Source organism: Salinicola tamaricis, from assembly GCF_003006155.1.
Classification (GTDB): Bacteria; Pseudomonadota; Gammaproteobacteria; order Pseudomonadales; family Halomonadaceae; genus Salinicola; species Salinicola tamaricis.
In genome coordinates, this window is sequence record NZ_CP023559.1 from 263,434 (window position 1) to 286,641 (window position 23,208).

The 23,208-nt window shown below is 59.6% G+C and carries 17 protein-coding genes; 2 read left to right on the top strand and 15 right to left on the bottom strand.

Going from position 1 to position 23,208, the window contains the following annotated elements:
- Positions 1 to 26: 26 nt before the first annotated feature.
- The 5 genes from CN538_RS01220 to CN538_RS01240 form a co-directional block, all read right to left on the bottom strand.
- A complete protein-coding gene (locus CN538_RS01220) occupies positions 27 to 1,439 on the bottom strand; it encodes a carbohydrate porin (protein WP_164999469.1) in 1,413 nt (470 codons plus the stop codon).
- A gap of 168 nt (positions 1,440 to 1,607) precedes the next feature.
- The gene (locus CN538_RS01225) at positions 1,608 to 2,927 is read right to left on the bottom strand and encodes an MFS transporter (RefSeq protein WP_106418292.1); all 1,320 of its coding nucleotides are present in this window, start codon (positions 2,925 to 2,927) and stop codon (positions 1,608 to 1,610) included.
- Positions 2,908 to 3,924 (bottom strand): alcohol dehydrogenase catalytic domain-containing protein, encoded by a 1,017-nt coding sequence (locus tag CN538_RS01230; RefSeq protein WP_106418293.1) that lies wholly within the window; start codon positions 3,922 to 3,924, stop codon positions 2,908 to 2,910. The genes CN538_RS01225 and CN538_RS01230 overlap by 20 nt, the downstream gene beginning before the upstream one ends.
- A complete protein-coding gene (locus CN538_RS01235; protein WP_106418294.1) occupies positions 3,924 to 4,742 on the bottom strand; it encodes an SDR family NAD(P)-dependent oxidoreductase in 819 nt (272 codons plus the stop codon). The genes CN538_RS01230 and CN538_RS01235 overlap by 1 nt, the downstream gene beginning before the upstream one ends.
- 59 nt (positions 4,743 to 4,801) lie before the next feature.
- Positions 4,802 to 5,278 (bottom strand): 2,4'-dihydroxyacetophenone dioxygenase family protein, encoded by a 477-nt coding sequence (locus tag CN538_RS01240; protein ID WP_207233579.1) that lies wholly within the window; start codon positions 5,276 to 5,278, stop codon positions 4,802 to 4,804.
- 269 nt (positions 5,279 to 5,547) lie between these two features.
- Between CN538_RS01240 and CN538_RS01245 the strand changes: the two genes are divergently transcribed.
- The gene (locus CN538_RS01245) at positions 5,548 to 7,419 is read left to right on the top strand and encodes a sigma-54-dependent Fis family transcriptional regulator (RefSeq protein WP_106418295.1); all 1,872 of its coding nucleotides are present in this window, start codon (positions 5,548 to 5,550) and stop codon (positions 7,417 to 7,419) included.
- A gap of 602 nt (positions 7,420 to 8,021) precedes the next feature.
- Here CN538_RS01245 and CN538_RS20630 read toward each other — a convergent pair.
- The 9 genes from CN538_RS20630 to CN538_RS01275 all read right to left on the bottom strand — a co-directional run bounded on the left by CN538_RS20630 (position 8,022) and on the right by CN538_RS01275 (position 18,918).
- Positions 8,022 to 10,337 (bottom strand): hypothetical protein, encoded by a 2,316-nt coding sequence (locus CN538_RS20630; protein ID WP_207233580.1) that lies wholly within the window; start codon positions 10,335 to 10,337, stop codon positions 8,022 to 8,024.
- 1,106 nt (positions 10,338 to 11,443) lie between these two features.
- Positions 11,444 to 13,429 (bottom strand): NACHT domain-containing protein, encoded by a 1,986-nt coding sequence (locus CN538_RS20635; RefSeq protein WP_207233581.1) that lies wholly within the window; start codon positions 13,427 to 13,429, stop codon positions 11,444 to 11,446.
- Positions 13,430 to 13,665: 236 nt separating this feature from the next.
- The gene (locus CN538_RS01255) at positions 13,666 to 13,956 is read right to left on the bottom strand and encodes a hypothetical protein (RefSeq protein ID WP_106418296.1); all 291 of its coding nucleotides are present in this window, start codon (positions 13,954 to 13,956) and stop codon (positions 13,666 to 13,668) included.
- Between the two features lie 327 nt (positions 13,957 to 14,283).
- Positions 14,284 to 14,907 (bottom strand): nucleotidyl transferase AbiEii/AbiGii toxin family protein, encoded by a 624-nt coding sequence (locus CN538_RS24745; protein WP_479725158.1) that lies wholly within the window; start codon positions 14,905 to 14,907, stop codon positions 14,284 to 14,286.
- Between the two features lie 43 nt (positions 14,908 to 14,950).
- Entirely contained in the window at positions 14,951 to 15,202 is a 252-nt protein-coding gene (locus CN538_RS26625) for a nucleotidyl transferase AbiEii/AbiGii toxin family protein (protein WP_277985073.1), read from the bottom strand.
- Entirely contained in the window at positions 15,192 to 15,476 is a 285-nt protein-coding gene (locus tag CN538_RS21605) for a type IV toxin-antitoxin system AbiEi family antitoxin domain-containing protein (RefSeq protein WP_479725159.1), read from the bottom strand. Before CN538_RS21605 ends, CN538_RS26625 begins: the two co-directional genes overlap by 11 nt.
- Before the next feature lie 112 nt (positions 15,477 to 15,588).
- The gene (locus CN538_RS21610) at positions 15,589 to 15,969 is read right to left on the bottom strand and encodes an AbiEi antitoxin N-terminal domain-containing protein (protein ID WP_340638212.1); all 381 of its coding nucleotides are present in this window, start codon (positions 15,967 to 15,969) and stop codon (positions 15,589 to 15,591) included.
- Positions 15,970 to 16,189: 220 nt separating this feature from the next.
- Positions 16,190 to 16,546 carry a nucleotide pyrophosphohydrolase gene (locus CN538_RS01270; protein ID WP_106418297.1) on the bottom strand — a complete coding sequence of 119 codons (357 nt, stop codon included), beginning with the start codon at positions 16,544 to 16,546 and terminating at the stop codon, positions 16,190 to 16,192.
- Between the two features lie 107 nt (positions 16,547 to 16,653).
- Complete coding sequence (locus CN538_RS01275; protein ID WP_242495458.1) at positions 16,654 to 18,918, bottom strand: DNA/RNA helicase domain-containing protein; 2,265 nt, start codon at positions 18,916 to 18,918, stop codon at positions 16,654 to 16,656.
- Positions 18,919 to 19,620: 702 nt separating this feature from the next.
- On the opposite strand from CN538_RS01275, the gene CN538_RS01280 reads away from it, so the two are divergent.
- Positions 19,621 to 20,877, top strand: a complete 1,257-nt coding sequence (locus CN538_RS01280; RefSeq protein ID WP_106418299.1) for a tyrosine-type recombinase/integrase — start codon at positions 19,621 to 19,623, stop codon at positions 20,875 to 20,877.
- Between the two features lie 69 nt (positions 20,878 to 20,946).
- On the opposite strand, the gene CN538_RS01285 is transcribed toward CN538_RS01280, so the two are convergent.
- Positions 20,947 to 23,181 carry a hypothetical protein gene (locus CN538_RS01285; protein ID WP_129591267.1) on the bottom strand — a complete coding sequence of 745 codons (2,235 nt, stop codon included), beginning with the start codon at positions 23,179 to 23,181 and terminating at the stop codon, positions 20,947 to 20,949.
- Between the last annotated feature and the right edge of the window lie 27 nt (positions 23,182 to 23,208).

Here is a 23,208-nt window from a genome sequence, read left to right on the forward strand (position 1 = left end):
AAAGCGCCGGGCCGACCGCCGCCGGACTATCGATAGACGGCATGCCGGCCCAGCACCTGTCGTGGCTCATCGGCTGCGCTCAGCCCCATGGCCTTGCCCAGATCGATGCCGAAACTGCAGCGCCACGACGAACCCGTCATCTGAGACGTGGTGCTGCCGGATTGAAGAAGTTGCTGGGGTTGATTGTACTGCACCGACGGCTCCAGGAACATGTATGCCGGCAGGCCGAGATGGTAATTCGTCTCGATGCGGAACACGTCTCGGGAACCCCGCTCGGCAGTGCCGCCATTGGCCACGCGGGCCTCGCGCTGCGCCTCGATCTGGCGGCTGCCCAGGCGGGCGTAGCTCGCCTTGATGTTGGCCATGTCGGCGGCTCTATCGAAGGGCTTCAAGTAGGTGAGCCCGGTCTCGATGAACGCCTGATAGGGTTGGTTGTCACCGGGTGCCGCCTCTACCGAGCCGAACACCAGCAGCGCCTGGGGGTCTGCGATGCCGCCCCTGCCGCCGTCCGGACGCCAGACCGCCTGGCGGAACTTGAACATGGCACCAGCGGTGCCACTGCCATCGCGCTCACCGCTGCGCGGGTCGTACTGATCACTGGTGTTGTAGAAGCCGATCAGCTCGTAGCGGCCGGGATAAGCCTCATCCGAGAAGGTCGTCTCATGCCCTATCGCAGCCAGAATGCTCTCCCCGGCTGAATCCGAAGGGTTCCAGTCGAAGCCGTGCCCCTTGTCCAGATACTGCTGCGGGTCGGATTCGAACACACCCAGCTTCAGGCTCTTGTGGTTGCCGAGCTGAAGCTGCCCGAAGGCGCCCCACGAGGCGTACGGTGGCGGCAGCGAGCCGGTGGCGAAGTCCCAGATGGGGTCGTTGCAGGCCACGACACTGGAGCAGTTGTTCTCGAAGAAATAGCGCCGGGCGTTGGTACGCCCCAGCACCGCTTTCAAGCGCCCGCCGAAATAGTTCTGCTCATAAGAGAATTCGGATAGATAGCCGCTGGAAATATCGTTGCGCGCCGGCGAGCCACCAAAATAGCTCCCCGCTGCCCCCGCATAGGCAGGCGGCGTCGGCTGCCCGACGTTATGGTTGCCGGGGAAGAAGGTATATTCCAGATGGAAGGTCGCATCGGGAATGTTCAGCATCTTCTGCAGGTCGAAGTCAGCGCCCGCGAAGATATCGTTGGTGATGGCGTGGCTCCCCTGCCTGGGGCCGGTCGACGGGTTACCGACCCACAGCGACCAAAGCGAGAGGTGCGGCGTGATGCCGGCAGCTTCCAGCCCGCTGCCCATACCAGCGAAAAGGGGCTTTCCCTGGGTATAACGCGGCGCCTTCTGATTATCGTCGAGCCGCGCCGAGACCTCTGACGCCTGAGCCCAGGCGTTGAGCGAGAAAGCCATGATCACGGCTGCCGAAAGCATCGGCTTGGCCAGCGTCATCATGCGGGAGAGCGACGCGGGCCGACTGCTGATGCCGAGCTGGTGTTTGGCGTGAAGACGTGCATAACGTGAGGACATTATTATTATCCTTATCATCGATTGAGTTGCGCTAAGCGCAGGACTTGTCAAACAGGAGCCGAGTTTTAGAGAAGGCTCGAGTTTCAGATATGCCTAGGCGAGTGCAGCCTGTGACCGCCGGGCCAACACCACCGGCGCCGTCTCCTTGAGCCCCATGGCGAGAAAGCCAGCCACAACGCAGATGCCGCTCATCAGCCACAGCGGCGCCGCATGCCCGGCGATATCCGCCGCTGCCCCGGCCACCGTGGGCAGGATGCCGCCACCCAGCACTTCACCGACGCCACAGACGAACCCGAGGGCGGTGGCGATATAGCGCGGGTCTACCGTCTCGGAGGGGACGATGGCCATGAACAGCGGGAAGATGCCGTTCAGCGACCAGCCGAAGAAGAACAGAATGGCGAGGATGTAGGCACTGCCCTGGAAGTACATCGCGCCCAGGGTCAGAATCAGCCCCATGAACGGCGTGATGATCATCACCGGTTTACGCCCGATCCGGTCGGAAATCCCGCTGACCACGAAGCTCCCCACCGCCGCCGATATCCCCAGCACCCCCATCAGCCAGCCCATCTCCTGGGGCGAGTAGCCGCGTACGCTGGTGAGATAGATCGGCATGAAGGACCAGCAGACCACCAGATAGCCGATCAACAGGATCGCCATCAGCGAGCAAATCAGCATGTTCCGGTGGGCGAGCATCTCGCGGATACTCGGCCGGCGTGGCGCTGGCCGTTCGGCCACAGTGGCCGGCACCGATGCCGTGCCGGGCTCGCGCATCAACCACCAGATCAGCCCGGCGGCGATCAGCCCGGGCACGCCAGCGAGAAAGAACGCCTCGCGCCAGCCGAAGGCCGTGGCGACAGCGACCAGCACCACCGGCGCGGCGAAGGAGCCGAGCAGGTTGGAGCCGAAGTTCTGCATCACCCCCATGGCCACACCGCGACGTTTGGGCGCGACTTCTATCGCCGTCACCGTCTGCGAGATCGGCAGGATGGGCCCTTCGGCGATCCCCATGAGCAGCCGCGCACCGAGCAGCAGCAGAAAGGAGGTGGCGAGTCCGGTCAGGAAGGAACAGAGGGAAAAGATGAGCGTGGCCAGCACGAGAAAGATCTTGCGCCTTCCGCTGCGATCCGACATCGCCCCGAAGATCAGCCCGGAAATGGCCCAGGTGATCGAAAGCGCGGAAGCGGTCAGGCCGATTTCCGTATTCGATAGCCCGAGCTCGGGCTGGACGAAAGGCATCAGGAAATTGAGCGCGTTCCTGTCGAAAAAGACGATACCGAAGTTCAAACTCAGCAGTGCCACCAGCAGGATCTGATAGCGTGAACTGCAGCGCGCATTGGGTGTCACGTCGGCTGTGGAATCAGTTGTGACGTCGGCTGTGGCATGGGTTGTTACATCAGAGTTGTTGTTGTTCATGGCTGATGAGCACCTTGCATTGGCGAGTGCGGCTTTTGAGGGCCTCGAATACCGCTGGCACGTTGGCGAGCGGCACCATGTCGGTAATCAAATGGCGCGGTTCTACCGCGCCGGCATCGAGCACATCCAGGGCACTTTCGTATTCGCGTCGGGAGAAGAAGGCAGCGGTCTGCAGGCGTATCTCCTTCGAGAGTGCGGCGAAGGGCACGAACGCATCCGGCCGGGTGCACAGGCCGAGAAGCAGGATGGTGCCGTGGGGCCTGACCTGTTCGATGGACTGGGCAATCAGCCCGGGAACGCCGGCACACTCGAAGACGATATCCGCCTCGCCGCCGAGCTGGCGTGTGGCCGCGGCCACCGGCTCATCCGGCGCACAGACGAAACCGGTAGCGCCCATCTCACCGGCACGCGCCTCTTGATAGCGGGCGACATCCTGGACCACCACCTGCCTGGCGCCGAAGCGGCGCGCCCAGAACGCCACCGCCAGGCCGATAGGGCCGGCGCCGATGATCAGCACACGGTCACCGGGGCGTAGATCGGAGAGCCGGACCCCGTGGAGCGCCACCGCCAGTGGCTCGACGATCGCCCCGTCACGCGTGCTCACGCCCTCGGGCAGCGGTATGCACTGGCGCGCCGCAGTGGCCGCATATTCGCCATACCCCCCACCCTCAAGCACCATCTGCTGACACCAGGCCGGCTCACCGGAGAGGCAAGAGAGACAGCGCCCGCAGCTACGAAACGGCATCACCGAGACCCGCTGCCCCGGGCGCAATGTCGTTACCTCGTTGCCGCAGGCGACGATCTCGCCGGCGTACTCGTGGCCCAGGACATCGCCGGGGCAGAGGCCGAACACGGCATCTTCGGTCATGTGCAGGTCAGAACCGCAGATGCCGCAGCGTTCTACCTGGACCACGACCTCATCAGCACCCGGCGTGGGGTCGGGTAGCTCCCGGATCTCCAGCGGCCGATGCAATTCGTTGAAGACGGCAGCACGCATCAGCCGACCCTCCCCAGCGAGGTCCCACCATCGATGACCAGTTGCGCCCCGGTCATGTAGGCGGACGCATCCGACGCCAGATAGAGCGCGAGCGCCTTGATCTGCTCGGGCTCCGCCAACTGCCCCAGCGGCACCTTGGCATCCCAGCTCCGGCGCACCTCCGGATCTTTCAGCCAGCCACCGCCGATATTGGTGACAAAGCCACCCGGTGCGATGGTATTGACGCGAATACCGAACTCGGCGAGTTCCAGCGCCAGTTGGCGCACCATGTGAGAGACACCGGCCTTGGCCGGCATATAGGGCAGCCCCACCACCGGCTCGGTGATGATGGCGGCATTCGACGAGGTGACGACGATGGCACCGCGGCGCTGGGGCTTCATGTAGGTCGCCGCCAGGCGCAAGGTATTGAAGTTCCCGGTCAGATTGATCGCGATCGTGCGATCCCAGCGCTCGGGATCGAGGGTATCGACCTGCCCCTCTTCGTTGCGCCAGCCGCCCGGGTTCCAGAACCCGGCACCGGGGTCGATCCCCGCATTGGCAAAGACGATATCCAGCCCCGCATGGCGGTCGACATGTGCTTCGAAGGCCTGGGCCATTTGCGCTCGGTCCGCCACATCGAGGGCCTGCGCCTGCACCGCGAACCCCTGCGATCTCAGCCTCGCCGCTTCACGCTCCGCGGCATCGATATCGATATCCGCCAGGGTGACGCTGGCACCGTTTTCCGCCAGCACCTCGACATAAGCCAGCCCCAGACCCGAGGCGCCACCTGTGACCAGCGCCGAACGCCCCTCGACGCTGAACTGTTCGAAAAAGCGCATGGCATTCCCTCACAGAAACAGCTGTTCGTTGATGGGAATGCCGTGCGCTTCGCAGTAGGTCACGTAATGATTGATGAACCAGAAAACGTCCAGGGTTTCTGCCATTCCCCATTTTCGTCGAAGAACTCGTTGGCGCCCTGCATCCAGAACAGCGCCTTCATGCCGTTCGGCTCATCGGTCACCAGGGTATGCGCCTGGCCGGGCATTTCGGTGATGAACTCTCCGGGGCCGCAGACCCAGTCGTACTCCAGATAGCGGAAAGTCCCCTCCATCCCCACCGCCCAGACCATGCCACGGTGACGGTGCGTGCCGATCACGCCCGGGCCCTTGATCCACAGGATATTGCAGTAGACGTTGTTGCGAACATCGAACGCGAGATGGCGAATGGCGGCGTTATCGCCAAAGGGAACCCAGGGGCTCTCCGCTTCCGAGAGCCCGACATAGCTCCCCTCGCGCCCGAATCGATCCTGCATTGCCTTCATCGGCTCTGGCACTTCGACGATGCGATAAGCCGTACTGGCCGGTGCATTGGACATGGTCTTTCTCCTCTTGGATGGAATTGGTCTGCTTCCCATCAATACAGAGCAAGCCACATGCCATCAGCGCAACGGCGTAGACCTATGTCTAAGCAAGGCGGCTAAGCCACCGCCGAACCAGCAAAAAATCATTCAGCCGGGAGACCAATGGATAACGGTGAGAGAGATCGTGTTTTATTAAGATTGATAAAATTCATCATTTTTATAAAAACTGACAGATAAAAAGCGAAAATCACGCTCTTTTTCTGCGACTTTGGTAGGGTAAATTCATGCCCAGAAAGCTACGCCTCTCGGAAATAACGGAAAGAGCTGATCAAGCAAAATCTATAAAAGATGCTCTGCATGCCGGCGATCCACCCACACTGCACGACCTGACAGAGAGCCTGCGGTTCACGCCCAACGACGGCCGGATCTGGTTCGATACCCGCCGCATGCTGCTGTTCGGCGCCCACTCCTTCGGCGCCCTGCGGCGCGAGCTGATCGAAACCCTGGGGCCCGCGGGGGCGCGCGACCTGCTGATGCGCGTCGGCTTCTCGGCCGGCGCCTCGGATGCCGCCTTCGTACGCAAGCACTGGCCGGATAGCGACGATGCCGGGGTGTTGAGTGCGGGTGAGCGCATACATGCGGTAATGGGCATGGTGAAGGTGGAGACCATCCGCCGCGACCATGACATCCCCAACGGCACCTTCGATGCCGAGTTCCTGTGGCACGACTCCGTCGAAGCCGCCGAGCATCTCAAGGCGCACGGGCTCTCCGCGGAACCGGTGTGCTGGATGCAGCTCGGCTACGCCAGCGGCTATGCCAGCGCCTTCTATGGCAAGCGCGTGATCTACCGGGAACTCGAATGCGCCGGCTGCGGCGCCGCGCACTGCCGGATCGTGGGCGAGACCACCAGCGAGCGCATGCAAGCGAACGACGATCTCGACTGGCTGCAGCTCGACCGCCAGCGGCTTTCCCCCGCCACGGCACAAGGGCGAACCACGCGTCGGCAACCCGTCGCGACGTCTGCGCCACGCCATGACGCCAACAAAACCGACGCCACAAATGCCGGCGCCACAGGCATCGACGCCACCGGCATCGAGCCTCATGCAAGCAACGCTCAGCGGATCGTGGGGGTCTCCGCGGCGGTCAGCATCGCCCTGCAGAAGATCGAGCGGGTCGCCCCCACGCCGGCCACGGTGCTGCTCAATGGTGAATCGGGGGTCGGCAAGGACCTCTTCGCCAACGCCCTGCACCGCAGCAGCCTGCTGGCCGAAGGTCCCTTCGTCGCGCTCAACTGCGCGGCGATCCCCGATACGCTGATCGAAGCCGAGCTGTTCGGCGTGGAGAAAGGCGCCTTCACCGGCGCCGAGCGCAGCCGCCCTGGGCGCTTCGAGCGCGCCGACGGTGGCACCCTGTTCCTCGACGAGATCCCCTCGCTGAGCCTGGAAGCCCAGGGCAAGCTGCTGCGCACGCTGCAGGATGGCGAGATCGAACGGGTCGGTGGCAGCCAGCCGATCCGGGTCGACGTGCGCATCGTCGCCGCCGCCAACAAGGATCTGTTGCAGGAGGTGCAGGCCGGGCGCTTCCGCGAGGACCTCTACTACCGTCTCAACGTCTTCCCGATCCGGCTGCCACCACTACGGGAGCGGCGCGACGATATTCCGCTGCTGGTCGAGCACTTCTCGCGCCACTACGCCGAGCGCTACCGGAAATCGATCACCGGGCTGACGCGTAAAGCCTCCGATGCCCTGCTCGCCTACGACTACCCCGGCAACGTGCGCGAACTGCAGAACCTGGTGGAGCGCGGGGTGATCAACGCCCTGGACGGCGGGCCGATCGACGCTTTTCATCTGTTCGAGGATGCCGGCTTCTCCTCCAGCCCCGGCGCCAAGCTCAGAATCAACGCCGCGGGCGATCTCGAGACCGCCGAGCCCGAAGAGGTCTCGCTATCCCGCCCTACGCAACCCCATACCGCGAGCCACGCCGAAGACACCGTGACCGAACGGGAAAGGCAGATGCTCGAACGCGTACTCGGCAACGCCGAAGGCAACGTCTCCCAGGCCGCCCGTGACCTGGGCATCACCCGCGCCAAGCTCGCCTATCGGCTGCAGAAGTTAGGGCTGGAGCCAAGTCGGTACCGGTACCCCAATGACACATGAGTGGGGTTGGTATTGGCTTCCGGAGAAATAAAGAGAATTGGTCTGGCATTGATCAGCGGAGACGCTATTTGCTGCGTGTGGCTGCCATTGGGTAGGCAGACGCATACGTGGGCAATGTCTGGAGAGGAAGCAGAGAGCCGGATGGGAAAGCGCTATATCACCGATTCGATGCCTGGCCCGGTCAAGAGAGAGCCCACAAGCCGAGGAATTATGAGTTCGCTTTTAAAGCAATAAGTTACTGACACACAAGGAAAACCAACCGTAATCGAGCGAAAGGTACAGTTCTTTGGAATCAGTAGGTTAGCGAAATTCAAGGATAGCACAGGAAGCTGGTGTGTGTACCGGTGGTGTACCGTTTGGGGGTTCCCCTATCTCGAGCAGCATGCCTATGAGGGGCGCAAAATTGCTTTTCTCAGAGGCATGCTGACCGCTTACGGCCAGAAGCGGACATGCAATCTACACACAAGAAAAGTCAGCTTTCATACATTAACCTTCAGATTTTCCACATTGACCACAAGCTACCGACCAAAAACTTATTCCTCGTGCAACGTTTATCACGCCTTCAGTCCTAATTAAAATGTCCTTTAAGACCAATCCTCAGGCTAGGAAGGCAAACGAATCTCGCGGAATACCTCGCCAAGCTGAAGCGCCGCACTTCGCCGGTCGCCCATGTCGACCAGAATGTCGAGGATGCGCAGAAATTTCTGAGCTAGAGCCGGCGTCATCTGCGCATCACGATGCGCGAAGTGCTGCACCAGCTCAGCGATGCGCGCTGGAATGAACGTTCCATGCCACCCCTTTAGATTGTCAGGTCCGTCGCCGGTGATCGCGAGTACTTGGTCAGCGAAGGCTTCGGCCGGGTAGTTGGCCTTAGCTCGCTCACAGAGCGTCAAGAATGGGTCCATCACGGAAGCAGCCCATCCGCCCGCACGAACAAAACGATCGATAAGGGGCAGGATGCGGCTGATTTCAGTCCAGTCGCCATTCACGTAACGAGCGGCTAAGCTCGCGTGTTCGACTGAGACAAACATCAATGTATTAACAAGCCTGGGTTGATCGAAGCCTGAGAATCTTCCACTCCGATAGGCGTCACGCTTGAAGGCAGGGTCCTGAAGAAGTCGTTCAAGACAGAGTTCAAGTATGTTGATTGCATCGGATGGAATGACTGGCGCATCGTACACGTAGGAACAGACGTAGGTACTCGATAATGGATAAAGGAGAGCCCAGCAATTATCTCCCTCAAGCGCAAGAATCGGATCGAGGAAGCGGGTCTGAAAATCGCTAAGAGGGAGAAGACCGGCTATCCGGCCTAGGCTTGACCCTAGGGTGTGGGTCCACTCAAAAATTTGAGTGGACGAACGATTTCGACGTCCGGTTCTCACCCAAGGCGGCGCATTCTTCTGATTGGTCCAGTCGAGGATGCCAGCGAAGAAATCGAGGAACGCACTCTTCGCGTTACTGCTCAGGATCTCGTCGAAGGGGATTCGCTCAAGTATTTTTTCAGCCTGGTCTGAATGCCAGAGGACATCCGGTTCCCCCCACATCTCATTCGTGTCAGCCGCATCATCTGCGTCGTATTCTTCGTAAGCTCGATTCCAACGCCGACCACTCTCGGGGTCGACCTTCACCCATGCCGGAGGTGGTAGCGGAAGGGAGGCCCATCCGCTTCCGTTCTCATAGAAGGCTAGCGCAGCCTCGACCGCAGCTTGCAATTCACTTGATGAGTGGGGTGCTTCACTTTGTTGACGGTAATGATCACGCGGGCGCCGTGGTATGTGGCAGAGCGATAATGCCAGGACCAGCGAGGCCCAAGTCAGCTTGGGATCCATGAACCAAAGCTTGCAGGCTTCTTCGAGCGTGGCCAACGAAACGACTTCCAGTGGGTGCGCAATCAGCCCGAGGAGGTCGTGAGCCGCGCCGCGCGCCGCCGTACCTTCGCGGAGATCCGCGGCAAGGCCGCGTGCCACGAAGATCGCGTGGTGCCACGGGATGACGGCACCAGGCGACCACATCCGATCTGGCTTTTCTGGTAGTTGGATCGCGCGCCTTAAGGCGTCACGAGCCCACTCAAGGTCTTCTTGAGTGCGCCCGTCTCGAAAGTTGAGCGCGATGGCGGCGGTAGCGGCGACCGCGCCGCGACGTATACCCAAGAGCTCTTCTTCGTTTTCCTCGTTCGAGTGCTCGAACAAGTCGCTGGCGTCCGCTTCCCTGGCCAAAGCGATGGCACCCTCGACCGTGTGGGTGTCGCTTAGTGTTTTCTCTTCGAAGGACTTGGACGCCCACGTCCAAAGGCCCGTTTGCCTAAGCCGCTTAGCAGCCTCTTCTGCCCTAGCGACATTTTCAGGCTTAGCGGCGGAAGGGCTCACATGGACAATCGCAACCTGGTCTGAATCCTCTTTGGTGCGGTAGGCCTGATAGTTTTTCGGGTCCGCCAGTTCGGCATATTCGAGGGCCTGAGCTGTGAGGTGCTCCCTTGCCCTCGGATTGTTGCGGTGCTCTTCGTACTGATAGGGCAGATCGTTCTTGAAATTAAGGATCGCTTCACTAGCCCGGTCGCGGATCGGCCCCGTCGAAAAGACGAACCTTGGCACCATCCCACTAAGCTGTGCCTTGCGTACCGGCCGGGCATTTGCTGCTTGGATCGCCTCAATGTGAGGCCTGTCGGTGCGAGACGTGAAACCGATTAGGCTAGCAGCCGGAGAGAGGTCTTGCACCATTCGGTTGTGATCTGCGGCCAACAGGCGCTGCGAGGTGAAGAGTGGCAACGTCGTTTCAGATACTGTCTCGGTGTGAAGCGCAATCACCGACGCGACGCCCAAGATAGCGATGCACTCGTTACCCTCGACGATTATCTGGATCAGATCGTCAACGGGCCGGCTGCGCGCTAGCTCGGCAAAGCACCATTCCTCAAGCGCCATAAACCCGCAGCCAATGGCACTAGGTGCCCACATCGAACGACACCAAAGATACTCCCGGTCGGTACCCCAGAACCTTTGGCTCCCCAGGGAAAGGTCAGTTCGAGCGGTATGGGAGTACCATCACGACTTCGTGAATAATGATGCAGCTGTCGCCACGCATTCATCGCGTGATCGCAGAGCTCTCGAAGAAGCCGCAATGCCTCTTCCGGCGAAGATTGGAAAAGCGAGTGAAAGGGCTCTCGAAGCGGCGAAGGGGGTGAAAAGCTTTTAAAATCATCGCGGATCGATAATCTGTTCCAGTCGTGGTCGCTGAAATCGTCGATAGTTCTCAGGGGAACTGCGCAGGACAGCGCCCTTTGCTCTTGAGACGTGCGCTTGGCTTCCGGTTTAGCCCGTATAGCCTTGCGCCACTCGGATGCGGCATGACGTTCCCGTTCTTCTCGGGCGACTTGGCCTGCTGGAAGCTCCTCTCGTAGAAAAGCCAAGGAAAGCTCGACGAGGGAATGAGGCAGCGATTGAGCAAGGGTGGGTGAGAAGGCAATGGTGTCATGAAACGCATCGTCACGAATGTTCTTCGAGTCGGTGACGCGCTGCAAATAGTCGGCCGCTAGGGTTGGCTCGGCTCTCGACGCTCTTAAGAGGAGCCGGCTTAGGGATTGCCGGAATGTCCCCTGATTGGGCACCTTCCCCCAGTACGTTGAGTTGTCGTCCGGCCCATCGGCGGTACTAATCGCGTCGATGGCAGCGAGCCAGGTAGCACATTGTTGGAGAAGAGCGCGTGACGTTGGGTTGCTAAGATCGGCTAGGGCGTTCTGCCAAACCTCGAAGATAGCGACGATCTCCGGATAAAGTCTCTGTGGAATGTCTGAAATGCGCCGAAGGATAAAGTCAATGAGGCGACCCCACGCACTGAAGTCGGATGGCCACCCGAGAAGATAAGCAAACTGTTGGCGTTGCTCCTGTGGGAGGTTCCCAGCGAGGATATTCACGTTGGGGGAGGTCTTCTCCGCTTGGAACCCAGACGAGTGTCTTTCTGAACAGTCGGAAGTCGTCGGCAAAGACCGCCGTCGCGAACTGATTCTCATCTGCTTCGAACTTTGCGGTTCCTAGTGGACCGACCAGCCACGCGCGCAGCCATTGCGATCTGAGTTCCGATCCTTCCGTTTGGGCGAGGTATTCTGGCCACTCTTCTCCCTGCGTGTACTCCATTGGGAGAGAAGTTCGACGACACGTGCCCCGCCGGCGGCTCTTCCGCATGCCTTGACCTCTTCCATCCATTGATCCCCACGATCGGCCAGGACATGGAAGAAAGCCCATTCGAAGAAGATATCGTGAGCGAAGCGAACAGAAATTCCCTCGCGAGCATTTTGGAGTATGCCGTCAGATCGTAGGTCCTCGATGTGTGCTACCGTGGTGAGCTCGCTAAGACGAATCGGATGGCTAAGCTTTCGGGCACGAAGAGAAGCTAAATCGAGCAGTAAGCGCTGACGTTCAATTGCGCTTTGTCCGGTCTCGTTGTAGCCGCCCCGTCGCCACCAATTCTCGATCAAATCGACTTCAGATCGGGGAGTGAATGTCTGAACACTAGGGTCAGCCACATAACTCTGGTTTAGCACCTTCGCAAAAAAGGGGCGTCGGACTATCTCCTGCACCTGGGCTGACCCAAACAGAAGAGGCCTGAGGTGTGGTTTGGCTTTTGCGAGTGTCTCGGCCTCTTCATCAGTCAGCTGACCAACGCCAAGCGTCTCGACAGTTAGGACGTTTAGGAAGTCGCCCAACCAGTTGCGAAGCACTTCAATGCCTGTGTCTCGAAGGGAGGCAACAATGCGCCAGTTATCGAGCAGCGGTGACTCCACGATGGCGCGGATCACGTCGAGAATGATGGGCTGGTGCTCCTTCTCGATGCGATCGATTGCATCAATGAACAAAATGGGAGTGCCGGCGGCTCCGATCTCCACGAGAAGTTGCTCCAGGGGAGCACCAGAGAGACCCTGCGAGATCGCGTAGCTGATCCAACTGGTGCCTTCGAGCTGTTCGGCTTTGAGGAAGAGGACTGGTCCGTGTTCCAACTCGCGCTGTACCGCTCGCCTCACCAAGACTGATTTACCACTTCCTGGCAGGCCGCGGATCTGGACCACTCGTGCTATGGAAAGTTTGGCGTCTAGGTCCCCAAGGACTGAGGTTCGGTCAAGCTTCGTTCCGCCAACATCGTCCGGAATGAGGTTCGCGTAGCTCTCGGCCAGTTCTCTGAACTTGTCGAGGTTGAGTGATGGTGCGCCGCGAAGGTGTGCGACAGAGGAGATCAATCGAACAAGCCGCGCGCGATCAAATTGGCCTGCTTTCCCTGCTGATGCACGAGCTAGCTGAACGGTCCGCGACCAGACAAGTGTAGCCTTGGATGCATCACCGGGTGCGAGACAACCTCGAATATGATTAATGGCAGTAGGGGGATCAGTGGCACCTTCGCGAAGGAGGTCGAACTGAATGAGTACAAAGTGAGCAAGGAACTGATGCACTTCATCACTCGTGCACGGTACTCCCTTCGTCTCTTCCAGCAGTGTTACGACGTCATCCTTGACCGCTATGATGTCGGCGCTGGCATTGCCACCCGCCTCAAAGCGAGCGTCGAAATGGTTGGCCGTCAGGCTTTCACGAGCCCAATCGCAAAGGGTTTTGAGCGCTCGTTCCTTGGCCGGGCTAACGGTGCCAACTGCTGCCCCGTAGCGGTCGACGTTAATGCGAAAACCAGGCTTTTTGAGAGTAGCCCAGCTGTCGCGAATGATGTCACGAAAATCGGAGTTTGTTTCCGCCTTGCTGATTGTGAGCGAACGTTTTACCTGGAGGCTCAAGCGAGCAGGGTTCTTCGTGGTGTCTTCAAAATCGACGATCACATCATCGAGCGGTTCGCCGAAGTCGCGCTGCTGTACCGAAACGCAGACAACGATCCGGTCATCGATGCCGGGTGCATATGCCTCGGCGAGCAGCGCGGCGAGATAGAATGCAGCCGCATCGCCCTCAAAGGTAAAACCCTCGCCGCCGGCGAGTTCGGGTGATTGTGTCATAGCTAGCTTGAAAAATTCCTGAGTAGCCATCAGTCGAGTAACCGACTGGTAGATTGTGGAAGATTATGCGCCTGGACTTCGCAAGAGATCAGCACTCAGTCTAAGAGGGCTAGGCAGTTACCACCGCGTGGGCGTCCACTAATGCCTAGTTATCACAATCTTAGGCTGTTTGCAGTGGGGTCCCCGACCGCTCCCGCTTCATTGCAGTCGTCTACAGCGGGCACTTAAAAGCCAGCTTTGGTTCGTTATCAGCCATAATAGGCCTCTTATGTAGCTTGCAAGCCATTGCTCGACCTCCCCGCCAGCAACTTCAGTATCAACAACGCAAACCGCCTCCCAGTCTCTTCATCCCCCAGATACGGCATGCTTTGCTTCTCATGGTCGCTGAGGTCGTAGAGCACGGCGTCAGGGACCTTCTTGGGAAAGAGGCCATGCATCACCTGGCCTTCGCTTTGGTTGCGCACCTGGGCCATCACCGCTTCGTCACGTTCGATGCGGTCGGCGATACCGTTGGCGAACGCTGACCTCAGCGCTGTAGAGGTCGTTGAGTCGGTCAATGATATCGGCCATGCGCTGCTTCTCGGGGTCGTGGGGCTTGCCTGAGCGGACATCGCTGACTGAGGTAGGCGTAGCCCTACCTGGCCACTTCCAGGCGCAAGCATTCTTCCTCACGCTTGATGAGGCGATAGTGGGGCAATTCCAGCCAGCTGACGTACTCCCAGCCATAGGCCGTTATGGCCTCGATGATGTCCCGCTGGAACAGAGCTTCCCCGCTGTTCACCATGTCACCCCCTGCGCCTAGCGTAATCTTGCGTAACAGCCTAGCGCTTCAGGGATAAGAGGAGAAGTCTACTTAGGCCGCTGAACCATCAGGGCACCAGCCGTTATTCGCGAAGCATGCCCAAGGCTTGCTCCAACAGCTCCAGTGATTGACGATGCTTGTCCGGATGCATCTTATGGATGTTGGCGAGCTTCCAGCGCACTGCAGGCAGCCGATCAACACCCGGCAGCGGAAGCAGCGCCCAGTCAGGCGCCCCCTGCTTGAAGGACATCAGGAAGCGAACATCCTCATCGGTCATTAGCTGCCCCAGCCGCGACAGCAGCTCATCGCGGACGCTCTCCAACTCCTGCAAAGGAAGGTCAACCCTGGCCATCCCGACAAACTCCTGCTGGTAGACGTTTTCCAGGGGCTTCAGTCGCGGGTTGATCACTTCGTTCAAGGGCCTCGGATGCCCCAGCAGATAGACCAGGAAGCCTTCGAATACGCTTCGATCCAGGCCGCCCTGGTTCAGAAGCAACTTTACATCGAAGAGATCCCGGGGGTGCTGGCGATCCAGCGCGGCACAGATCTTGCCACCATATAGGTCCGGCAGTGACACCACCCGCACCGCAGCGAAGCCGTAATCGTCTTCCACGGCTTCCACGACATCGCGCTCCTGGGGCGGGTGCAGAGTGCCACGCAGCACCGGCGATACCTCTACCTTCACCTGGCTGCGACCTCGACGCACCAGGATCCTCAGATCGTCCGGCGATTATCCCGAAGCTCGGCCTTCACACCTGGCAGTCGGGCGCTGAAAGACTCTGCCAGTCGCTGCAGCGCCTCGCGACAGCGTCGCAATGCCTCGTCACGGGCGCCAGCGGCAAGTAGGCCAGGTCGATGTCGACCGAAAGGCGGGGTAATGGCTGCACGAAGAGGTTGATGGCCGTACCGCCCTTCAGGGCGAAGCACGGCTCGTCATTGAGGAAAGGCAGAAGCGAGACCAACAGCCTGACCTGTTCGTGGTAGTGAGCTTCAATCGGCATGCAGGAACGCCTCCGGCACCGTCACGTGATATTCCCTGTCCAGCTTGCCGCCCTGGCAGAGCTGCCGCTTGCCCTTGCCGAGATCCAGTCGACGAGGTTCCAGACGACCGTACCAGGCATGCCCAGCATGGCGAGCCAGCACCAGGAAGGCACGCTTGGTTCTCACCGAACGGCACCCCTCCAGCAATGCCTGCAGCCGGCGTGGACGCAGCGTATTGAGCCCACCGAAGGTGTCGACCAGCTCACTGTTGAACAGCAGCTCGTTCGGCGTCACGGCGATCCACTCCAGGACCGCTCGTTCGGGGGTCGATACCTGCAAGCTGAAGGCCCTGCTATCCGTCGCGTAGTCAGTGAAGCTACCGGGAAGCTGCACTGGCAGACCCTTTTCAGAGTGAAGCACCATCCGCCCCTACCCAATCGGCATCACTCAACCACCGGGGCAGCCGAACGGCTTTCTTGCCATACAGGTGCGTTGTGCTCTCCCCCATGGGCAGATAGTGGGCAAAGCCATGCAGTGCCAGGGCCGTCTGGCCACCCGGCCAAAGCGGTGGTAAGCCCGTGTCGTCGCTCTCCTGTAAGGCGAAAACAGCGCTCTCCCAGGTAAGAGGCTCCCCCGCTTGGCAGTAGGCGCCGTACCCCACGCGTTGCAGCCAGCCACTGCTGGCCAGCTTACGCGCCTGATCCGAGGTGACACCGTGAGAGGCCAGCCAGGCAGTCGTCACGACGGCGCCATACGGGATCTTGTGCAGCAGCTGGTTTATTTTCACGTGAAAAAGCGGCCTAAAATTCCGTCTTCAGAGTGAAGATAAACCACATTGGTTTATCTTCAAGCCCAAAATCGCCATTCATGGCCGCTTATAGAACAGAATTTAAACCGCAGGCTGAGTCTCCGACTCTGTTTGAGCCCCAACTTAGTGGGAGGAAGCTTGAGGGACGAGGCCAGGCTGAGAAGGCGGCTGCAGGGGGACAAAGCGGCCACACATCACGTCAATCCTGATAGTGCGTGTACTTTTTCGCACTTCCCTTCACTTGGTCGGCGGGATATTTCTCCGCATTCTTCTCCATCTTCTCCTGGCATGCCGCTTCAATATCCACGTCCAGCTTGCCCGCCAGCCGGATCAGGTAGAGCTGAACATCGGCAATTTCATCGCGCACGGCGGCTAGTTGCGGCTCATCCAGCTCCCTGGACTGCGCCTCGGTCAGCCACTGGAAGCACTCCTGCAGCTCGGCAGCCTCTACCGTCAGCGCCATGGCCAGGTTCTTGGGCGAGTGGAACTGGTCCCAGTCGCGCTCGCTGGCGAACTGGTCCAGGGCATCACGGAGCTGCTTGAATGGGTCTGACATGAAGGGATCACCTGGTTCTGTGGTATCGAATGGCTTCGAGCATGCCTGCTCTGCCGCTCGCTATCCAGCCGGCATCGGCATAGGCCGCCATCGGGCCGTCCGCTCGCTTACAGTACGGAGAGGAATTCGCCGATGACCTTCAGGTCCTCGAGCTCATCCTCGAGCACGATATCCTTGTAGCCGAAGGCGTTGGTCTGGGGCTTGAGCACGATACGCTGGTTCACGTACTCGCCGTACGCCTCGATCTTCTCGCTCTGATAGAGCTTGATCGTGAAGCTACCGCCGTAATCCGGGTCTTCGATTGAGCGATGCTGGACCACTACGACCTTGCCCTGCCGCGTGCCGCCAGGATTGGCACGGAACAGGCACCAGGCGCCATTGGGTATACGCCGGTTCATCGACTCCCCCACCACCCGACTGACGAAGAGGTCGGGACTCATGCGTAGATGCTCCGGCAGCTCGATCCAGTGTTCGGCGTCGGCGATCTGCATTTCGCTGAACTGACCGGCGGCAATGCTCAAGTCATAGACGGGCACATGACGCTCGAACGGCTCGGCGTCTTCGCGCGTCACGATAGGCAGGTGCAAGCCATCCAGCGCTTCTTCCAGCGCGGTATCCTCACCTTGCCCGGCGGAGTCGCGTGCAAAGGCCGCGAAATATTCTCGGGTTTCGGGGTCCGTGGCATAGACATAGCAGCCCTTCTGGCCCCGCGTCATCAGCGTTCGGTAGGTGTTCTTGATGATCTGATCCGCCAGCTTGCGGGCGTGATCCGGTTCCTGCTTGAGCAGCGTCTTGTAGCCGTGCACCGAGCGATCCTGGCTGGCGCGCTTGGCCGCGTCCGTCACCACCCGCCCGTCGCGAATGACGAAGTCGTTCCCGATGATGACGCCAACATAGTCGAATTCGAGCCCCTGGCAGGTGTGAATACAGCCCACCTGCTCGACAGAGGCATCGGCAATTGCCCATAGCATGCCGTCGTCATCGAGATTCCACTGGGCCGCAAAGCCGTACTCGGGGAAGACGATGTCCATGGCGTGCTTGTCTTTCTTGCTCGCCCACGGCCAGCAGTAACCGGCGACCATGCGCGCCTTGTTGGCCTTGCGGTTCTTGTCGAGAATCGCGCGGCGCAGGGCGCTCGGGTCATCGAATACCTGGAAGTCGTAGTCGATGTCCTCCAGGTCGGTGTTGGCCGTGGTACGGATCTGCAGCGCATGATCCAGCCAGGCCAGATAGCCATCCGAGCCGTTGCAGCGGAACTGCGAGGCCAGCTCCAGCTCACTGACCTCGGCGCCGCACTCCGCTGCCCGCCGCCGAACCTCCTCGACCGTACCCACGTCTTTCAACGTCACACGCTGCGCTTCGTCGATGAAGAAGATCGAGAGCCGTGACGCGACGATGATCTCCTTGATCTGGCTCTCGCCCAGGTTCTGATACATGCCGGACTTTTCGTTCAGGCGATGTGCCTCGTCAACGATCAGCGCGTGGAAGGTATCCGGCTCGGCGTTGACGTAGCTGCCCGAGCCCTTGAACAGATTGTCGATATGGGTCTTCTTGCGCGTGCCGGTAAGCCGCTTCTTGAACACTTCGCGCGGAGCCGAATTGCGCGAGACGTATTGCGTCATCATCTCACGCTTCGTCAGCTCCACCAGCAGGTTGATCGCGACCACCGACTTGCCGGTGCCCGGGCCGCCCTTGACGATCAGACACTGCTTGCCGCCCTTGGCCACCCGATGGGCGAGATCGAGTGCTGTTTCATAGACCAGTTTCTGTTCGTCGATCATCAAAAACTCGGCGTTACCATCCATCATCGAGGCCAGGGCATCCGCAAGGTTCTTGCTCGGCTTGATCACCCCGTGCTCGATGCGATACATGATGTTGTCGCTATCGCCGTATTTGATGTGCTGGCTGAGAAATGCCGAGAGCTTCAGGGCATCCGGCGAGATGAATACAGGCGCTCGACCGGTGTGATGGGAGTAGAAGGCATGATTGATGGCGTCTCCCTGCTTCATGTTGTGCAGGTAGGCGCAGGGCATCAGTTGGATCGACTCCGACCGCACCGTCTCGTTGTAGTCATTGATGAGGTCTGCGTAAGACCACGCCTGATACGAGGGATGATTGGTCTCACGCACGCCACCGTTCAGCCACGTTTTCACGATGGCGTCCTTTTTCGTCACCTCAGCCGATTGCCACTGCTTCAGCTCGATGATGACTGCGGTATCGGCCCGCTGGGAGCTCTTACCCGTGAGAATGAAGTCGACACGCCGATTGCTCAACGGGATGTTGTACTCGATCGCCACGCCCGCCGAGGCAGGGATACCTTCATCGAGCAGGACGCTCATCATGAAGCGCAGCGAGTTTTCCCAGGACAGCACCTCACTACGCTTTGAATTTAGGTTCAGCCGGCGAGACACCTCGTTATTGATAGTGTCAGCTATGACATTGGCGCGCACATCATCGATGAACTGCTGTTTGGTGGCGTTGTAGACCAGCATATCCCTGTACTGCCCCCTTCCCTAAATGGCTCGGCCATGATTCATCACATTCGAATGTAACGATTATGCACGCTGATGCCCTGCGCGATATACGCAGGGGTAAAAATCGTGTGCGGGGCTCAAGGTCCACCTATAGACGCAGGGGACTTATAATCCCTTGTTCCTGACGTCTTCCCCATCGGCCAGGTCAGCATCGGCCTTCGTGCGGCCCCAATGAACCGAACCGCCCGGGCGTTGCCCAAGAGATCGGCCCGGCACGCCGTTCATCTGCGCGGGCAGCACGGCATAGCGCCAATCGCGGGGTCGAGCGTGCGAAACGCATCAGTTGGGGAGGCTAGTGCTTGGGCACAGGCAGTTTGAAGGCAGGCTCTCATGCCCTGAAGCGGTCTGGAGAAGACCTGAAATACGGGAAACTGTGGTGGGCCCAGTAGGACTTGAACCTACGACCAAGGGATTATGAGGAATTGCAGTAAAATCATAATCTTACAGCCCACTGATTTCCTTGGAGTTATCACCATGACCTGAGCCGCCCTCCGGCTACCAGAGGGCGAATGTGTCACAACATGTGTCACGAGAACAGGCATGCTGACAGAAAAATTGATTCGAGACTTGAAACGCACAGGACGAGAGCAGAACCGTTCCGACAATACGAGGGACCATGGGACTGGCCGCCTGTACCTCACCGTCCGCCCTTCCGGTAACAAGGAATTCAGGGTCCGGCGTAGGGTTCTTGGGCGTTGGCGTTGGAAGAAGCTGGGTGACTGGCCAGGAATGTCCCTAGAGATCGCCAGACAAGCCTTCAGGGAGGAAATGAAGAAGAGCCCTTACGACGGCCAAGGGCTTGACACTGAGCGCGCCTACGGGACGCTTGGAGATCTTTGCGATGCCTACTGCATTGACATGAGGCTGCGTGGTCGAGTGTCCTGGTCAGAGGCTGCGGGGAGGCTAGAACGGGGTATCAAATTCCCGTTCCCCTCGCTTTGGAACACACCAGCGAGAGAGGTTACGACTAAGGAGCTGGTCGACGTTCTGGCTTACCACATCCAAAAAGGGTCCAAAGTTCAGGTCAACCGACTAAGGTCTTGGCTGCATGCGGCATATCAGTTCGGCCTGACCGCGGAGAACGACCCAAAAGTTAAGCGCTCTGCGGGGTTTGGTCTGGGCTATAACCCCGTGTCTAGCATACCCCGCCAGGGGCAATGGGAAAGCGTAGGTGAAGGGCTATTGAGCCCGGAGGCATTCCGCCTTGCCTGGGTAGAGATGCCAAAGATGCGGGAGCGCGTGTGGAATGCAGTCCCGCTAGTACATCTCGTGATCGCGACGGCAGGACAGCGCATCACCTCCCTTCTAAAGCTTAGAGTCCGCGATGTGCACTTGGATCGCAGGCTCATGGACATACCAGCTAGCGCCATGAAAGCGAAGAAGCCGCACATCGTTCCGCTAAACGATCAGGCGGTGCAAGTTCTAAAACCCTTAATTGAACTGGCTCACATGCGCCAGACAGAACTCCTATTCCCGAATCGGAAGGATTACCGCAAGCCAATGCTTCTATGCAGCCAGTCCGCACTGGTCGACGACTTCAGGAAAAGGCACGGTGTAGAGTGGCAGACCAGCTGGGTCAGGAGGACGGCAAAGACTGTGCTTGGTGAATTGCAAGTATCGAGGTTTGACAGGGACAGATTGCACGGCCATGCAGTCCAGGATGTTTCTGGTAAGCATTATGACCGATACGATTATCTGAGAGAGAAGCGGATTGCTATGCGTCTTTGGGGAGAGTGGCTGGATGGTGTCATGCGAGGTGTGGACATCAGGCTGCGCTATCTGGACGATCAGGCATAGCGCGCCCGGATAGCTACAAACTCTTCAGCAAAAAGACAGAGCACCAATTGTGGTGCTCTGTTTAGGCATTCAGTTAATCACGGATAACGCAGCACCAACTGCTGCCGTGTTGGCCAGCGGTAATAGCCTGCGCAGCTTCTTGCCGATCTTCTCGGCGTCTTCATGCTCGACGCCCTCCCCAGAGAGTAGGCCCTTTAGTGCCCCAACAGATGCGGTAGTCAAGCCCTGAGCGTCTGCCACAACCCCGACAGCCGGGATGGAATCCACCCCATAACCCCGGAAGCCCCACCCGCCACTAGCGCCTCCTGTCATCCATGATTCAGGCATCGTATTTACTGTAGCCAAACCATCTAGAGGGATGCCAAAACCGCCGTAGACATTGTTCATGTTGAGCACACCAATCAAGCCAGCCGCGCCTTCAGTGCTGTCCTGAATGTACTGCTCCGGGTCGTCCTTGAGCTTGGATTGCATGTAGATGCGCCCGTTGTAGGCCAGATACGCCAGGGCGGTAGACCACATCAGCTTCTGCGCCAGGACGAGGTGGTTGCCCCGCAGGCCGTAGGCTAACTGCTTCTCCAGGCTGACGAGAGAGAACGTGCGGAACTGGGTAATCAGCTTGCCCAGCTCCTTGTTGCTCCAAACGCTGGTCTCCCCGATGAAGTTCCGTTGCATTTGCCTGCCCAGGATCGCGGTCATAGCGGCGCCCAGCTTGTCTCTCAGCTCGGGGTTCATGCTGTCCGCGGAGAACACGCGCACCTGCTTGCCATCCACGTCCACGTGCTCGGGGTTCGCCCGGATGTAATCCAGCACCTCGTGGAACTCCTCATCGCTGAGCCCCGCCTCCCGCCAGATTTGCAGGTCCTTGCTGTCGAACTTGAGCTTGCCCTCGGCGGCCTGGAGGATCTGGTCGAGCATCGCGCGCTGGGCAAGCTCCTCAGAACCTGACTGCACGGTGCGGAACCCGGAGAGGAGCATGTTCTTGTCCTGGATGTAGCCCGCACCATTGTTGTAGATGCGCTCCAGACGAGACTGTGCGTCCTCCCCCATGTTCGCCGCCATGTAGTTCTTGGAGGCGAAGTAGTTCTCCTTGTGCCCATAGGCGCCCATAATGCGGTACATGGCCTCCAGCTTCGGGTCTTCCTTGAGCCTGCCCACCTGGAACCACTTCGTGGCGGGGACATTCTTTAGGGTCTTGCGCAGCCCGAATGTCACGAGGGCGTTAGAAGCCTCAGGGATTGACGCTGCCCCGTTCCAACCCAGGCGCAGGATGCCTGTGGCCTTACGTGCCGCCCGGGAGAGCCGGATTGCGCTCTGAGCCCAGGGGCTGAAGTTGGTGTCCAGGGTCTCACCCATGAGCAGCCGAATGGAGTCGTGCAGCATCTCGGCGTACTGCTGGATTCGACCGTCGTTGGAGTCACCGACCAACCGCGCCAGACGATTGACCTCATCCGCATCTCCGGCCTTCTTGGCATCCGCGAGCTGGTTCTGGATGAGGTTTCTCGCCTCAGCGACGGCTTCGTCGATAGCCTCGTCTGCCTGTGCGCGGGTCTTGAACCCCTGCTTGGCCAGGGCGGACTCCCCCGCCCCTTCCCTCGCGTAGTTCATCACCACGTCCTGGGAGGTGTTCAGCAGGTCGACCATGCGGAGCTGACCCTCGCTGTGCGAGATACTGGCCCCCAGGCTGAACTTGGCGCGCTTGGAGATGCTCTCGTGCAGGGACACGTCAGCCATGTCGTCCAGCATGGAGTTGACCGCTTCAGGGCTCATCCCCGCGGCTTTCAGCTCCTTGCCGAGGAACTCCCGATTTGGCTCGCTGAAGATGTTGCGGATGCCGGTCTGGCTGCTCAGGCCCTTATCCAGGGTACGGCGCATCTGGGCCCTCGCGATCAACCGAGCGGCCTTCTCGCTGAGTTTGACCTTGCCTCGCTGGTACGCACCCGTCAGGAGGTCCTCGACGGCCTTCTCCCCATGCTTGCGGTAGGCCGCCTGCATCTTGGTGGTTTCCAGGATGAACGGGAAGTAGCGGTCGTCATGCGTGACCTCTTCGAACCCATATACCCCGGAACCCTTACGGTCCATGACCGACTGCTTGAGCATGTCAGCTCGGGCCTTGGACGCCTTCTGGATGGCCGGGTCGTTGCTCGTGACCTTGCCCCGCATGTGCAGGACCACGAGGTTGTCGAACTCCTGGCGCTCCTTGGCGATACCCAGCTCCATCTTCCACCCCGGGATGCCACGGGACTTGGCGAACTCCAGGACAGCATCGCGCTCCCTGCTACCCTCGGCGTTGATAGCCCGGCGCATGAACATGTCCTGATAGTGAGAGGCGGG

Excerpts from the sequence above, each read along its gene's own strand:
- CN538_RS01220 (WP_164999469.1), bottom strand. The coding sequence starts at position 1,439 with ATGATGACGCTGGCCAAGCCGATGCTTTCGGCAGCCGTGATCATGGCT.
- CN538_RS01225 (WP_106418292.1), bottom strand. The coding sequence starts at position 2,927 with ATGAACAACAACAACTCTGATGTAACAACCCATGCCACAGCCGACGTC.
- CN538_RS01230 (WP_106418293.1), bottom strand. The coding sequence starts at position 3,924 with ATGCGTGCTGCCGTCTTCAACGAATTGCATCGGCCGCTGGAGATCCGG.
- CN538_RS01235 (WP_106418294.1), bottom strand. The coding sequence starts at position 4,742 with ATGCGCTTTTTCGAACAGTTCAGCGTCGAGGGGCGTTCGGCGCTGGTC.
- CN538_RS01240 (WP_207233579.1), bottom strand. The coding sequence starts at position 5,278 with ATGTCCAATGCACCGGCCAGTACGGCTTATCGCATCGTCGAAGTGCCA.
- CN538_RS01245 (WP_106418295.1), top strand. The coding sequence starts at position 5,548 with ATGCCCAGAAAGCTACGCCTCTCGGAAATAACGGAAAGAGCTGATCAA.
- CN538_RS20630 (WP_207233580.1), bottom strand. The coding sequence starts at position 10,337 with ATGGCGCTTGAGGAATGGTGCTTTGCCGAGCTAGCGCGCAGCCGGCCC.
- CN538_RS20635 (WP_207233581.1), bottom strand. The coding sequence starts at position 13,429 with ATGGCTACTCAGGAATTTTTCAAGCTAGCTATGACACAATCACCCGAA.
- CN538_RS26625 (WP_277985073.1), bottom strand. The coding sequence starts at position 15,202 with ATGCCGATTGAAGCTCACTACCACGAACAGGTCAGGCTGTTGGTCTCG.
- CN538_RS01270 (WP_106418297.1), bottom strand. The coding sequence starts at position 16,546 with ATGTCAGACCCATTCAAGCAGCTCCGTGATGCCCTGGACCAGTTCGCC.
- CN538_RS01280 (WP_106418299.1), top strand. The coding sequence starts at position 19,621 with ATGCTGACAGAAAAATTGATTCGAGACTTGAAACGCACAGGACGAGAG.
- CN538_RS01285 (WP_129591267.1), bottom strand. The coding sequence starts at position 23,181 with ATGCGCCGGGCTATCAACGCCGAGGGTAGCAGGGAGCGCGATGCTGTC.